Raw genomic sequence first — 13,759 nt, 5'->3', positions numbered from 1 at the left:
GGCTCTGTTTATTTAATCTTCATCTTTAATATCGGGATCTTCAGGTAACGGTTCACTTAAGTACTCCTGTATCATTAGACGATATTTCTCTATCTGTTCAAAGTAGGTATCAAATTGATTGTTGTTGATAAGATATGCTGTACCATCGTGGACAGCGCGAATTTGCTTGTCTCTAATTAGGGATTCAATATATGAATACGGCACATCTAAGTATTCAGCAGTCTGCTGGATCGTTAAGTACATCCCTTCTCCCCCTCTTCAACATCTTATTATTTTACACGAAAAAAGCTTTCCCATTGAAGGGAAAGCTTTCGATACTTTGCCGCGTACGTACCGGCGACCACATTCGCCGTTTAGCCACGTTAGGCATATACGCCGTCTTACGCAAATTAGCTCATCGCAGAATTAACTATACCACGGCTGGCTATTTTAAACAATTCCTTTTTTCCTTTCCTGTTTCCCATGTGCTATAATCACGAATGATAAAGAAAGCTCAAGGAGGCACTTATGTTATCTTTTGAAGAAAAAATAGCCATTATGGAGGAATTTAACCAGCTTGAGAAAAAGGAAGTTTCACTTGGCCGCGTTAATTTCCATTTTGAAAATAGCTTATACGATAAAAAGAATATTGTGTACCATCTCCACCCAAACGGTAACGGGTTTGTCTATGCTGGCGAACTTGAAGACTATCCGACGGACTCAAAAGGAATGATCAACATTCGTGATTTTAAAGCGGACGAGCTGCGGAACCTTGTTCAGGAAGCGATCGAATCGCTATCCGCTACGCCCGCTGAGAAAAACCCCGTCCTTGAGGAATGGATGAATGATTATGATCAGTCTCTCGTTTTAATGCGTGAAGAAGACGGATATAACGTATATGCAGACGAGGCTCTTGAAGGAACGTTTAATTCTTATGAAGAAGCCGCTAATTTTCTTGAACAAGAAGGATTTAGCCGCGTATAACTGAAGCTCTCTGTAAATTGGATTACCCGTTGTGTACCCCAATGCATTATTTACGGGTACCAACACGGATAAAACGCCTGTCTATACTAGGACCTATGCAAGCAAACACAATTGCAAAAACAATTGGTAAATATTTGACCCCCATTGATTGGTCGAATAAAAGATAACCCATCATTCCAATGAACTCGGATACTACAATCCCGGCGATAAATCCAGCAATGGCAGTAATGAGCATAACCATAACCTTTCATTGTGGTTCCACCTCCCTCGTTGCCTGCCATGATTGCACGGTACAGTAAACTGATAGACTAAAGAGCAGCATGGCAAAGACGGGGTGAAGTGCGGCGCCCCATGATACAAGTGCGCCTACGTTTGCCGAAAAATACATCAAATAAATCAGCAAAACCATTGCACCACTTTGCCAGCGGATGCTTGTGGGCATTTTGCAGACAAAGGACAACCCTAGAATCAATAGAGCAAGCTTATCAAAGAGATGTACAAAGAAACGATGCACTCCCCAATGCAATGGGGTGTCAAAAATAGCTAAACCGGCGATAAATATTTGGACGACGATACAGGCTGAAAAGACCCCTGTAATCACTGCGAATATTTTCTGCCTTTTTTTCGTACCTTTTATTAACTGATTTTCATTCACTGTTAATACCTCCTGTCTACTAATAAACAGGATACAGATGCCTTCTTAAAACTTACTTAATGAATGATTAAATATTTCTTAACTATAAAAAGGAAGGAATCTTCGATTGATGAAGATCCCTTCCTTTTACTTTTTAAATCGGTAACCCGCTCCCCATACTGTTTCCAAATACTCTGGCTGTGAGGGGTCTTTTTCAATCTTTTCTCGAATTTTTCTAATATGGACAGTTACCGTACTGATATCTCCAACAGAATCGAATCCCCAAATTCGGTCAAATAACTCCTCTTTGCTAAAGACATGATCAGGATTCTGAGCTAGAAATGACAATAAATTAAACTCTTTGGCCGTCAGCATGATTTCTTCCTCATTGACTTTTACTCTTCGTGACTTACGATCGATGTGAAGTCCGCGAATTTGAGTGTCGTGATCTGCCTTACCGACTAGACGTTGGTACCTTGTAAGATGTGCTTTAACACGAGCAACTAGTTCACTGGGACTGAAGGGTTTTACAATGTAATCATCTGCCCCCAAGCCAAGTCCCCGAATTTTGTCGATATCCTCTACTTTTGCCGTCACCATTAAAATCGGAATATCCTTCTTCTTACGTAGTGCTTTACAGACGCTGAATCCATCCATTCCTGGCAGCATGACATCCAACAATACTAAGTCGACGTCCTCCGTTAAAGCAGTGTGAAGGCCAGTGTACCCGTCCAAAGATATCGTAACCGCATAGCCGTCCATTTCCAGGTAGTCTCTCTGCAATTCTGCAATACTCTCTTCATCTTCAATGATTAGAATATGATTCATTACATCACCCTTTAAATGCGTGATACAGGAAGAGTAAAGGTCACGGTTGTTCCATGACCTATTCTGCTGGAGGCGCTGATCTCTCCCTCATGTTCTTGAATAATGCGCTTAGAAATAGCTAGTCCCAGACCGCTTCCCCCTTCTGAAGTCCTCGCCATGTCTGAACGATAAAACAACTCGAAAATATGAGGCAAGTCTTTATTAAGTATACCTGGTCCATTATCTTTAACCTTTACCGTAATCTCATCAAATTTTTCTTCCAGATCAATATGAATCTTCTTCTCTGTTTTATCCATATGTTTTAAACTATTATTCATTAGATTCACAACGACTCTTCTTAGTTGATCAGGATCAACCTTTGCGCGAAAGTCTTTTTCTTTTTCTGCCTCAAAGGAAAAAGCTACCTCATCCCACTCGAGTTGGTACTCTTCCATCAAATCAATGAGAAATGGCTGTAAATCAACCTCTTTGAATCGGAAAGCCAATCGCCCCATATCAAGTTTAGAATGCTCAAAAAGTTCGTCAATGAGACGATCCATCACAATAGTTTTCGTATGAATGGTTTCAATATAAGCATCCATTTTCTCCTCGGTATTTGCCACACCATCGCGTATTCCTTCTATATGGCCTTTAATTGATGTGATAGGCGTCTTTAAGTCATGTGAAATATTCATCATTAGTTTATTCCGGTTCTCCTGGTACTTTTTCTTAAGCTCTTGAGATTCCTGCAGCCTCTTTCTCATCATTTCAAAGGTATCGGACAGTTTACCAATTTCATCTTTTCTCATCCGTTCAATCTTAAAATCCAAATTTCCCTTGCCGATTTCTTCTGCTGCATGAGTTAATCGGTTCACTGGACGAATGATACTCTTCGATAAAAAGTATGTAATGATTCCGTTCGTTAAAATTAGTATGAGAAGCAAACCTATGAAATGAATGGAGATGAATATTTTCTGCAATCGGTCTCTACTTTCTATCTCTATTACATTCATCAGCAGGTAGCCAGCTATAATTTCTACTATAAGCAGGAATAAAAAAGGCCCAACAACCATGGCTATGTTAGATAAAATCAACCGTTTTCGTATCGACAAAATCCCCGCTCCTTTCCTATCTTTCTCTTAAGCATATACCATTATAATTGAAGTCGTCTACATTGTTCTAGCAAATAGGAGCCCATCATGTAGGAAGCTTCCCCCTTCTATCCATTATCGCTCAACTTTTGTCAAAAACGCTCGTATTATTCTAGTAATCGCTCGTCTTTTTAGCGAGTCGCTCACATTTCTCTCTAAAGCGCTCATTTTCTATGTAAATCGCTCACCAGCCAGCCGCCTTTTGCAAACAAAAACGGCCTACCTTATCGATAGACCGTCTTCTGCATAAAATCCTCTACTAAACAAGTTGAAGATTCACCCCGTATTTATTTAATGTTTCGCGGATTTCGTTCTGCAATTCCTCTGAAGGAAGATCCATTGGCAGTCTTAAATGCGGCTCAATTTTACCCATCATCCCAAGAGCAGCTTTCACAGGTGCTGGATTGGTGTCTTTAAAGAGCACATCATTAAGCTCCATCAACTCATAGTGCAGCTTTTGAGCGGTCTCGACATCTCCCTCAAACCAGGCATCATGCATTTGCGCGACCTTTCCTGGCAGTACGTTAGCCGTTGCGCTAACGGATCCTGCTCCGCCAATCGCAAGCATCGGATAGCAAAGAAGTTCAATTCCAGAGAACAGCAAGAAATCTCGACCACAATTTAACAGGACACGGTTCACATGTTCGAAGTTTTTGTTCGACTCTTTAACTCCGATAATATTTGGACAATCACGACTCAGGTTGGCAAGTGTTTCAACCTCTAAGTTTTGCGCTGTCCGTCCCGGAATATTGTAAACAATGATTGGAATATCAACGGAATCGGCTACTGTTTTAAAGTGTTTGTAGAGCGCCTGCTGGTTAGGCTTATTATAATATGGAACAATGACTAATGCTGCATCGGCTCCGATTTCCTCGGCCTTTTTCGTTAGCCGCATTGTTTCATCATGGTTCGTTGAGCCTGTGCCTGGTATAAATGGAACGCGGCCATTAATTGTTTTATAAGCTGTTTCCATAACATTTACTCGTTCTTCTTCCGTTAATGAACTTGGTTCTCCTGATGTTCCTGTTACAGATATCGCATGTGTGCCATTCTCCAATTGAAACTCAATTAATTCAGACAGTGTTTCATAATCAACATCATGGTTTGCTTTAAAAGGTGTGATGACTGGGGTTACCGAACCTCTCAAGCTGGCTTTAACTTCATTGTAATCTCGTACCATGTCAATTCCTCCTCTATTATTCTACTAAGGTCAAATGCTCATTTCCAATTCGCGAAAATCCCCTTGTGCATGGAATGCATCCATGTCAAAATCGGCTATAAAATTATCCCACTGCAGTTCTGCTTCCGCATGATTATCAAATAATTGGTCACGGAACAGCGTAACTTGCAGCTGGCCAGGATGGTGAACGGATTTCACTTCACACATTCCTTTTAATTGGGACGTATTTTTATTAATCGTTACTTCATATAAACCGGGGCAAGGAAGGTAATAGTCCGGGTCAAAATCAATCGTGCACGTTCTTCCTCGTCCCTTTAATGTGCCTGCTATCGAGTAGCTCCTCCCCAAGTATCTAGGGATTTCTTCTACTCTCCCGGAGGAAATCAACCCCCGCAACAGTGTTGAACTTACTTTTTGCTCGCTCTTCTCCAGTTTACCTACTGTTGTGACTGAAAAACGGCCAACACTGTCGATCGGCAGTTGTTCCATATCTCCTTTGCCTTTAAACCCATATTTGTAATCAAAACCGGCAACGACATGCTTACAGCTCAACCCGCATAAGTAGTCGTCAACAAATTGGTCATGTGGGATTTTAGCAACTTCCGGTTTAAAATTCACAACGTATAGAAGATCAACACCAAGCCCTTCGAACACTCTTGCTTTCGCAGCCAGTGGTGTCATGTAGTTGGTGATAATCGTTCCTTTCTTAATAACGGAGGAGGGGTGCTGGTTAAAAGTCATTACAGCAAGCTTGAGACTTTTTTCGTCAGCCAGCTTCTTAGCTGTTTGAATGATTTTTTGATGCCCTAAATGGACGCCGTCAAAAAACCCTAACGCCATGACGCATGCTTCGCTGTCTTCCTGTATTGACCGTGCCATTGGAAAATCAATTGATACCGTTCTCATCGTTACCCCTCCCCTTAGAGTTATGTCATTTGTTTATAGTTTCCTTCATAAAAGGCCAGCGGCTCTCCGTCTTGAACATTCAAATTCTTGACCTCTCCAATGAATAAGGTGTGATCACCAGCATCGTGGGCCTGGTAAAGATTACAAGCTAAACTGACAAGTGAGTCGCCTATTACCGGAAGCCCTTCAAAGGTGTCGAACTCTACCTTCTTCCCATCTTTAATTTGTCCGGCGAAAATCATCGACATTTCCTTCTGATCACCTGACAAAATGTTGACGGTAAACTTCTCTGAATTCTTAATCACTTCATTCATTTTAGCCTTTCCATCTACGGAAATCAGGATGAGTTTCGGATCAAGGGAGACCGACATGAACGCGTTGGCTGTCATCCCATGAACATCTCCATCCATCTCTGAAGCGATGACCGTAACTCCCGTTGCAAATTTCCCCATCGCTGCTCTGAACATACGATCGTCCATCATAATCACCTCTTTTTTATTTTTTCGTTATCACGTCACAAAAGTTGGTTTACGTTTTTTCAAAGTAGGTTCAGCACCTTTCACCTTTTCATGTGAATGAACATCGAGAACTTCAGATGCTTCCTCAAACCAGCTGTCAGGTGCTTCATGTCCCCAGAATGTCTGCCGCATTGGGTCATCTAAATCCCAGCGTACCGGTTTAAAATCAGGATCACTCGTTAAATAGTCGCCGTTATACAGTTCAATCCTGTGTCCATCCGGGTCCCTCAAATAAAGGAACATCGCATTGGATAATCCGTGACGCCCTGGTCCGCGTTCAATGGCATTCCCATAGCCCATGGACGCCAATACATCACATCCGTCAATTAAATTCATTGGATCTTTTAGCCAAAATCCAACGTGATGAAGACGGGGGCCAAAGCCATTCATATAAGCGACATCGTGAACACTTGGTTTACGGTGCAGCCATGCGGCCCAAATTTTTTCTTCCTCGCCTGCGGTATATTCTGAGCAAGAGAACCCTAACTCGTTAATGTAATAGTTATAGGCTTTCTCAACATCTGGAACCATGCAGTTAAAGTGGTCAATCCGCTGCACCTTCGCACCTTTATGAAGGTGGTATTTCTGAAGCAGTCGTTCAGCCGGTTCCATCTCCGCATAAAATTCAACGGGAAGACCTGACACATCCTGGATTCGTAATGCTCTTCCGACAGCCTGTTGAGAACCTTTTTCCATCCATTTCACTTTGGAACCCTGCTTTTCAAAAAAGGCAGCGAGGCGATCTAAATCCTCCTCTGACCTTACCTTGTAACTAATCACTTCAACGACTGGTGTTTCTGCCTTTTTCAATAGCAGACTGTGATGATTGTGTTCTTCAATCCCTCTTAAGAATAGGTTCTTGTCATCAGACGCTGTTTCAATGAAACCAAGAGCCTCATAGAAAGCTCTTGATTTGTCTAAATCGGTTACGTGTAAGATCGCCCGGCCGGTACGGATGATATCAAAGTTCATCCCTCTTCACTCCTTATACGTTGGTATAGTCAGGTTTTGATGGTTTAACTTTTTTCAGGAAATCCTGGATGTACTCTTTATAAGGCTCTTTGTTGAACTGCTCAAAATACGTCATCCCCATTTTCACTGGATCGCCGAAGAAATAGTACTCATAGTGCGTTTGTCTGCTTCCAAAGGCACTCATCGTCAGATCCCAGGCAAGACGGAATAGTTTCACACGTTCATAGCCTTCAAGGTTCTTAGATTGAAGCGCACGATTGACGAGCGGTCCAATCTCCTCATGATGAAAGTCTGCTTCAGTTGGGATCCCCATAAGACCGGAAGCCCCTAGAATACGCAGGATCTCAACTAGACGAGGGTAGATTCTTGGATACCAGTTTCTCGCTGCATTCAAGGCTTCAAAATCAGGTGTCATGGTGCCCCATTTATCAAGCTTGGCATTGTGTTCGGCTCTAAATAAATGTGATTTCATCGTTTCAAGTGTCAACATAATTTCTGTCCCTTTATCCTGTACGTGCTGGAACTTATCGATGCCGATTGAATCCATCAAGCTGAGCACGACACCTAGCACAAATTCCGTTTTCACCACATTTTTAGCGACAACCTGATGGGACATGTGCACGACAGCATTCGTCTCAAGGAATGTGCGATTACAGATTGATGAATTTCCACAAACAAATACCTTTTCCCACGGTACAAAAACGTTGTCAAAATAAACGATCGCATCGCCTTCTTCAAAGCGGCTGCTTAAGGGGTGATCCCAATTGTTCTTGCCATAGTCGAACGACTCACGACTGATATATTTCAGGCCTGGCGTGTTATTCGGTACAACAAAAGCGAGTGAATACGGATCATCTTGTTCGCCGGCTTTTTTAACCGTCGAAGGAAAAACAAGAATTTCATCAGTGATCCCGCCTTGGGTAGCCAGCAAACGTGCTCCATCGACGATAATGCCGTCCGACCGCTTCTCAACTAGATGCAGGGCTACGTTGGCATCTTTTTGCTCGTGTTGAGCTTTTTGACGGTTTACTTGCGGGTGAATCAACGTATGGGTCAAACTAATGTCGTTTTCGCGCGCATAGTCATAATAATTCTTGGCGTTTTCAGCGAACATTGGATCATCTTCACCGAAGAGATCATTAGCTACCCCCATCGCCATAACTTCAGCATTTAGGTAATCAGGGGAGCGGCCCATTAACCCGCCGGAAAGCTTCGCCCACTCCTGGATAGCCTCTCTGCGCTTGATTAAATCTTCAATGGTTTCTGGACGATAAAAGGTCATCCCCACCTGATCTCCTGTTTGCGGCGAAGTATAAAGCATTTTGTCAGGCTTCTCATATTGCAAATCATATAAATCTGCCATCGATTGAATTACATTTTTAAAAGCAGGGTGTGTCGTCGGGTCCTCTACTCGCTCACCATGAATGAAAATATTATTCTTCGCATTTCGTAACTTCTCTTTATACTGGGCTCCTGTTTTTGCAGGCATAATCAATTCCTCCTTCGATTAAATAACAATTTACTTTCCAAATTGAGGGATGCGATGATCTCCCAGCGCAACATGGATGATTTGTACTTCTGTGTAAAACTCAAACGCGTAATGTCCGCCTTCACGGCCAATTCCACTATGTTTAGAACCGCCAAATGGTGTACGCAGATCACGAACGTTTTGGGAATTGATCCATAACATTCCTGAATCAACCGCTTGAGCCACACGGTGACCACGCTGAATATCTTTTGTCCAAACGTAACCAGCCAAACCATAACGGACGTCATTCGCTTTCTTGATGACTTCTTCTTCTTCTTTGAATGTCATAACGGCAATGACAGGGCCGAATACTTCTTCTTGCACGACTTTCATCGAGGTATCCGCATTCAACAGTAATGTCGGAGCCACAAAATTGCCGCGGCTGTATTCATTAGGAACCGTTCCGCTGATCACCTGACATCCTTCTTGTTCCGCAATGTCGAGATAGTGCTTCACATTTTCGTAATGTTTCGTATGAATCAGCGGACCAACTTGCGTCTCGTCCTTCATCGGATCTCCCACCACAATGTTTTGAACACGGTCTTTGAGGGCCATAATAAACTCTTCTGCGATATCTTCATGAACATACAACCTGGAGTTTGCTGTACAACGCTCACCGTTAAAGGAGAATATTCCCCATGTACACGCATCAATAGCTCTCTCTATATCCGCATCCTCAAAGACGATAATCGGAGATTTTCCTCCCAGCTCCATGGAAAACTGCTTTAAGGAATCAGCGCCATTTTTCATAATCTCTGACCCTGTTTTCGTTTCGCCGGTAAATGAAATCAGCTCTACATCCTCATGGGCAACAAGCGAGGCACCAGCTGTTTCTCCATATCCGTGTACAACATTAAAGACCCCATCAGGTAATCCAGCCTTATCAATGATTTCAGCTAGACGGTTAGCTGTCAGCGGCGACCACTCCGCTGGTTTTAAAATCACCGTATTTCCTGTCGCTAACGCCGGGGCGATTTTCCACGTTTCCAGCATGAATGGGGCATTCCATGGAGTAATCAGCCCGGCAATTCCTACGGGCTTATGGATTGTGTAATTCAGGAACTGATCATCCACCTGATAAGCATCCCCAACAAGCCGGCTTGACACCATCTCCGCGTAAAATCTGAAATTTTGCGCTGCACGTGCAACCATTTTCTTCGTTTGACTGATCGGAAGGCCAGTATCATACGATTCTAGTGGCGCAATCTCGTCAATATGTTCATCAATGACATCTGCAATTTTATAAATGTAGTTAAGCCGCTCCTTTAGTGGAAGGCTTCCCCATTCGCCTTCAAAGGCTTTTCTTGCTGCCTTAACAGCTTTCTCAATATCAGCGCTCCCACCTGAAGCTACTTGATTAATTTTTTCATTAGTAAATGGACTAACATTTTCAAATTGTTCTTTACTCTCTGCATCCACGAATTCGCCATCGATATACAACTGAATATCATGAATATCAGAAATGACTTTTTTTCCTGCTTCATTAACATCAGCTAACCTTACGTCACTCATTTGTTATCCCCCTTTTGATAGCGCTTACTTTTTCTGCTAAAATTAATTCAGAAATATTAAAAAAGTTTGTATAATCAACGTATCATAGCCTCTAGTATATTAAAAATATTCAAAAAATTTATTTTGCATATGTTTTTCATATGAATCAATTTCATAATGTAAGTCCCTTGTGCCCCAAGGGATTCAAAAGTAAAACAGAAGTACCTCCCTAAATCTAATTAAAGAAGAAAGTGAAATAATTTTATTAGGCTGGGACCAGTATCCTGAAAATTTGTTTTTTAATTGTATTAATGAATAGCAAATGGAAAGGTAAATTCGAGGTAATTCCGTAAAGGCAAGGGGAGATGGGGAAGGGGGAGGGGAAGACTCCTGTGGAATTAAAGAGTACAGGGTGAGATCCCGCAAGGCGGCAGCCTGAGGAAGCTCACCGTACGCCCACGGAAAGCGACCTCTTCCCCGACTCCCCTCTCCTCTAAGATAGTTGGAATTTCGCAACGACACCGTTCAGTTTTTTATCATGATGGTGTCGTTGACTTCATGGCTTTCCATCCCCATTCTCCTATTAAAATCACGGAACCTAAAATCTGCTAGATAAGAACCCAGCTTGAGCCTTTTCGAAGGGAAATTTGGTGTTTAAAAATGAGCAATTTTTGAAATTGATTCACTGGTTTATCATACAAATGAACGGAGTGATCCTGATGGATTTAAGGCAGTTACGTTATTTTCGCACAGTAGCAGAAGAAGGACAGGTAACGAAGGCAGCCAACAAACTTCATATGGCCCAGCCCCCGCTTAGCCAACAAATTAAGATCATGGAAGATGAGCTGAATTTGAAGCTGTTTGATCGACAAGGACGTAAACTGGAACTTACGAACGCAGGTGAAGTTTTATATGAAAAAGCAGGAAGAATTCTTAATGATTTAGAAGAAACGTTAACCGAAGTAAAAGAGACAAATGAAGGAATCAGCGGCACCCTTCACTTAGGTTCCAATAAATCCTGTTTTTCATTTCTTACAGATCCTCTGCAAAAGTTACGTGCTGAATTTCCAAGTCTCACCTATCAGCTTCGGGAAGGGGATACCTTTTTTTTAGCTGAATGTATCCGTAACCGTGAAATTGAAATGGCTGTCGTTCGTCTTCCTATCGACCTTGATGATTTTGACATGGTATCTCTTCCTTCAGAACCCTATGTCCTTGTTACCCCGCAATCGTGGGGACTGTTTCCGGATGATGTGACAGAGGTGGAGATTGAGAGACTGCAGGACCTTCCCCTAATGCTTCTTCATCGAATTAGCGGGACAGGTCAGTTTGAACTGATCGTTAACGAATGCAGGAATCATGGATTTGATCCCCATGTGATTTGTGAGTGTCCGGACCCGACTATGCTTCTTTCGCTGGCAGCCAGTGGTGTTGGAGCTACGATTGTTCCAAAATCTACTTTATCAGCTTTTTCATTCTCGAACATCCGAAGCTATGAATTGAAGAACGCAGAGATCGTAGCGGAATCAGTTATCATCTGGCATAAAAATCGCTACTTAACTAAAGCTTCAAGGCGGCTGTTGAATTCTTTTGAGAGGATGAAGACAGATCTGGAACTCATCTAACGAAAATAAGCGCCGTGTGATAAATTCACACGGCGCTTTCTACTTCGAGTTTTATCTGTCTGAGTAAGACCGTAGAGATTCGGACTTAATTCTTCATGTTTCTCCCCTTATTCAGCAGGATTCAACCCTTACTCGGCGATATTCAACCCTTGCTCAGTGGGGCTCGACCCTGAATTTCCATGGTTCGACCTTTACTCAGCAGTATTCTGCCCTAATCCTGCATGATTCTACCCAAACCATCTATAATCCTAACACTGGTTCACTCATCGAGCGGCATCCACCTTATTATGAGAATCCTCCTCGTACTGGAGATGATCTTTTGATTGAAATAGACTCACCCCGATAAACACAATCGTTGATAAAGGCAGTGCGTAAAATAATGGGTCCACGTGTGTCCATGGATATTCTAATAAATAACCTTTTCTGAAAAGAGCTTCTGATAACCCAAAGGCCACCGATTGCTTTTCGTGTAAAAATAAAAAGCCGAAGACGCTGACACCAAAGCCCACGACAATACTTGAAATTGCCCCCGCTCTCGTAGCCTTTTTCCAATAAAATGCTCCAACGAGTGCAGGTAAAAACCCTGCAGCGCAAATGCCAAACCAAAAGGAGGTCGCCTGGGCAATAACTCCTCCTGGAAGCAGATAGGCTAAGACGACAGCAAGGAGAACCCCGACGATTACCCCAAGCCGTGCTGGACTGATTTTATTTCCTAAGACCGTATGAACTCCTAACGTTTTCAGAATATCTTCCCCGAAGGCAGTCGCCTGCACATGAATCAATGAACTAACGGTGGAAATCGTTGCCGAAAGCAGTGTTAAGGTGAATACATAAATAAACCAGTCTGGCATGAGGGAGTTAATGAACATCGGAATCACCAGGTCAGCATTTCCCCCGGCTACACTAATCGCAATCTCACCCGTATTTTCCATAAAGTAAACATTACTCAAAGGGCCGATCATATAAGCTGCACCTGTCATGAAAAAGATGAAAATCCCACCGACGAGAACAGATCGATACAACGCCCTGTCATCCTTTACAGTCATGCAGCGCATCGCCAGCTGCGGCTGAGCCAGCACTCCAATCCCTACCCCCATAATAATCGTGCTCACTAACGTCCACCAAATCGGGGATCCGAACTCTGGCATACTCGTCCATCCCTGATGACCTTGGGAAGCTAGTGATTCCGGGACCATGTTTTTTAATGAAGTCAGCATTTGATGACCATCCACAATGCCGCCGACTGCCTGGTAACTGACAACCAGGAAGATCGCCATCCCGACTAACATAATCACAGCACCAAAGGCGTCTGTGTACATAACGGCTTTAATTCCGCCTCCAATTACATACAAGGCAATGACAGCAGCTAACACTAATAAAGCAATGTCAAAATTAATCGACAGCGTTTCCTGCAAAAAACGGCCTCCTCCAATTAACACGATACTCGTATAGGCCGGCATAAAAATAAAAATAACAATTCCAGAAAACACTGTTATAAACTTAGAATCATAATGTTTCCCTAACAAGGTAGGAAAAGTGGTCGCATCCAGTTTGATGGAAAGTCTCCTGATCTTTTTTCCAAAAATAGCGAACGCTACAAAGACTCCTAATACAATATTTAAAAAGGCCAGCCACAACAGGCCGAACCCATAGATGGAAGCAACACCGCCAAAGCCTACCATAGCAGAAGAGCTGATAAAAGTTGCTCCATAGGATAAGGCCATGACAATCGGGTTAATGTTGCGCCCTCCCACCAGATAGTCGGATTGCGAGGTCGTTTTTTTATAGCCATAATAAGCAAGCCACGACATTACCGCTATGTAGACGATGCACAACGGAATCAAAACAGCCAAATTCATTCGTCTTCACCACCTTTATTCCACATCAGAGCACCAAACACCACACAGCCTGCCCCAGAAAGAACTGTCGCTATCCAGACAAAAGCGATTGAAGCACTCTCAAACCCTAGCATGCTTTACCTCCT

At 42.8% G+C, this 13,759-nt stretch carries 15 protein-coding genes; 2 read left to right on the top strand and 13 right to left on the bottom strand.

Annotation, left to right across the window (positions count from 1 at the left end; genetic code table 11):
- Positions 1 to 12: 12 nt before the first annotated feature.
- A complete protein-coding gene (locus B5354_RS03455; protein ID WP_079525943.1) occupies positions 13 to 243 on the bottom strand; it encodes an excisionase family DNA-binding protein in 231 nt (76 codons plus the stop codon).
- Positions 244 to 507: 264 nt separating this feature from the next.
- Here B5354_RS03455 and B5354_RS03450 point away from each other — a divergent pair, with 264 nt between their 5' ends.
- Positions 508 to 963 carry a hypothetical protein gene (locus B5354_RS03450; RefSeq protein WP_079525941.1) on the top strand — a complete coding sequence of 152 codons (456 nt, stop codon included), beginning with the start codon at positions 508 to 510 and terminating at the stop codon, positions 961 to 963.
- Between the two features lie 46 nt (positions 964 to 1,009).
- Here B5354_RS03450 and B5354_RS21030 read toward each other — a convergent pair whose 3' ends face one another.
- The 10 genes from B5354_RS21030 to hpaE all read right to left on the bottom strand — a co-directional run bounded on the left by B5354_RS21030 (position 1,010) and on the right by hpaE (position 10,171).
- A complete protein-coding gene (locus tag B5354_RS21030) occupies positions 1,010 to 1,198 on the bottom strand; it encodes a DUF5957 family protein (protein ID WP_425432085.1) in 189 nt (62 codons plus the stop codon).
- 12 nt (positions 1,199 to 1,210) lie between these two features.
- Positions 1,211 to 1,618, bottom strand: coding sequence for a DUF6220 domain-containing protein (locus B5354_RS03440; RefSeq protein WP_079525937.1), 408 nt, complete (start codon positions 1,616 to 1,618; stop codon positions 1,211 to 1,213).
- 126 nt (positions 1,619 to 1,744) lie between these two features.
- Positions 1,745 to 2,425, bottom strand: a complete 681-nt coding sequence (locus B5354_RS03435) for a response regulator transcription factor (protein ID WP_079525935.1) — start codon at positions 2,423 to 2,425, stop codon at positions 1,745 to 1,747.
- An 11-nt stretch (positions 2,426 to 2,436) separates the two neighbouring features.
- Positions 2,437 to 3,516 (bottom strand): sensor histidine kinase, encoded by a 1,080-nt coding sequence (locus B5354_RS03430; protein WP_079525933.1) that lies wholly within the window; start codon positions 3,514 to 3,516, stop codon positions 2,437 to 2,439.
- A gap of 298 nt (positions 3,517 to 3,814) precedes the next feature.
- A complete protein-coding gene (gene hpaI, locus B5354_RS03425; RefSeq protein ID WP_079525931.1) occupies positions 3,815 to 4,735 on the bottom strand; it encodes a 2,4-dihydroxyhept-2-ene-1,7-dioic acid aldolase in 921 nt (306 codons plus the stop codon).
- 30 nt (positions 4,736 to 4,765) lie between these two features.
- Positions 4,766 to 5,641, bottom strand: a complete 876-nt coding sequence (locus B5354_RS03420) for an adenylyltransferase/cytidyltransferase family protein (RefSeq protein ID WP_079525929.1) — start codon at positions 5,639 to 5,641, stop codon at positions 4,766 to 4,768.
- Positions 5,642 to 5,661: 20 nt separating this feature from the next.
- Positions 5,662 to 6,120, bottom strand: coding sequence for a flavin reductase family protein (locus B5354_RS03415; protein WP_079525927.1), 459 nt, complete (start codon positions 6,118 to 6,120; stop codon positions 5,662 to 5,664).
- A gap of 30 nt (positions 6,121 to 6,150) precedes the next feature.
- Positions 6,151 to 7,131: a 3,4-dihydroxyphenylacetate 2,3-dioxygenase gene (gene hpaD / locus B5354_RS03410; protein ID WP_079525925.1), complete on the bottom strand. Its 981-nt coding sequence runs from the start codon at positions 7,129 to 7,131 to the stop codon at positions 6,151 to 6,153.
- Between the two features lie 13 nt (positions 7,132 to 7,144).
- A complete protein-coding gene (gene hpaB / locus B5354_RS03405) occupies positions 7,145 to 8,620 on the bottom strand; it encodes a 4-hydroxyphenylacetate 3-monooxygenase, oxygenase component (protein WP_079525923.1) in 1,476 nt (491 codons plus the stop codon).
- Positions 8,621 to 8,650: 30 nt separating this feature from the next.
- Entirely contained in the window at positions 8,651 to 10,171 is a 1,521-nt protein-coding gene (hpaE, locus tag B5354_RS03400; RefSeq protein ID WP_079525921.1) for a 5-carboxymethyl-2-hydroxymuconate semialdehyde dehydrogenase, read from the bottom strand.
- Positions 10,172 to 10,869: 698 nt separating this feature from the next.
- Between hpaE and B5354_RS03395 the strand changes: the two genes are divergently transcribed.
- On the top strand, positions 10,870 to 11,775 hold the full coding sequence (locus B5354_RS03395; RefSeq protein ID WP_079526753.1) for a LysR family transcriptional regulator: 906 nt from the start codon (positions 10,870 to 10,872) through the stop codon (positions 11,773 to 11,775).
- A 263-nt stretch (positions 11,776 to 12,038) separates the two neighbouring features.
- On the opposite strand, the gene B5354_RS03390 is transcribed toward B5354_RS03395, so the two are convergent.
- Both B5354_RS03390 and B5354_RS20970 read right to left on the bottom strand, forming a co-directional pair.
- A complete protein-coding gene (locus B5354_RS03390; RefSeq protein ID WP_079525919.1) occupies positions 12,039 to 13,634 on the bottom strand; it encodes a sodium:solute symporter family protein in 1,596 nt (531 codons plus the stop codon).
- Entirely contained in the window at positions 13,631 to 13,747 is a 117-nt protein-coding gene (locus B5354_RS20970) for a symporter small accessory protein (protein ID WP_338035433.1), read from the bottom strand. The genes B5354_RS03390 and B5354_RS20970 overlap by 4 nt, the downstream gene beginning before the upstream one ends.
- Between the last annotated feature and the right edge of the window lie 12 nt (positions 13,748 to 13,759).

The sequence above is a fragment of the Halobacillus hunanensis genome, from assembly GCF_900166655.1.
GTDB lineage: Bacteria > Bacillota > Bacilli > Bacillales > Halobacillaceae > Halobacillus_A > Halobacillus_A hunanensis.
Note: the sequence above shows the minus strand (reverse complement) of the source record. Positions and strands in the feature narration are given on the sequence as shown.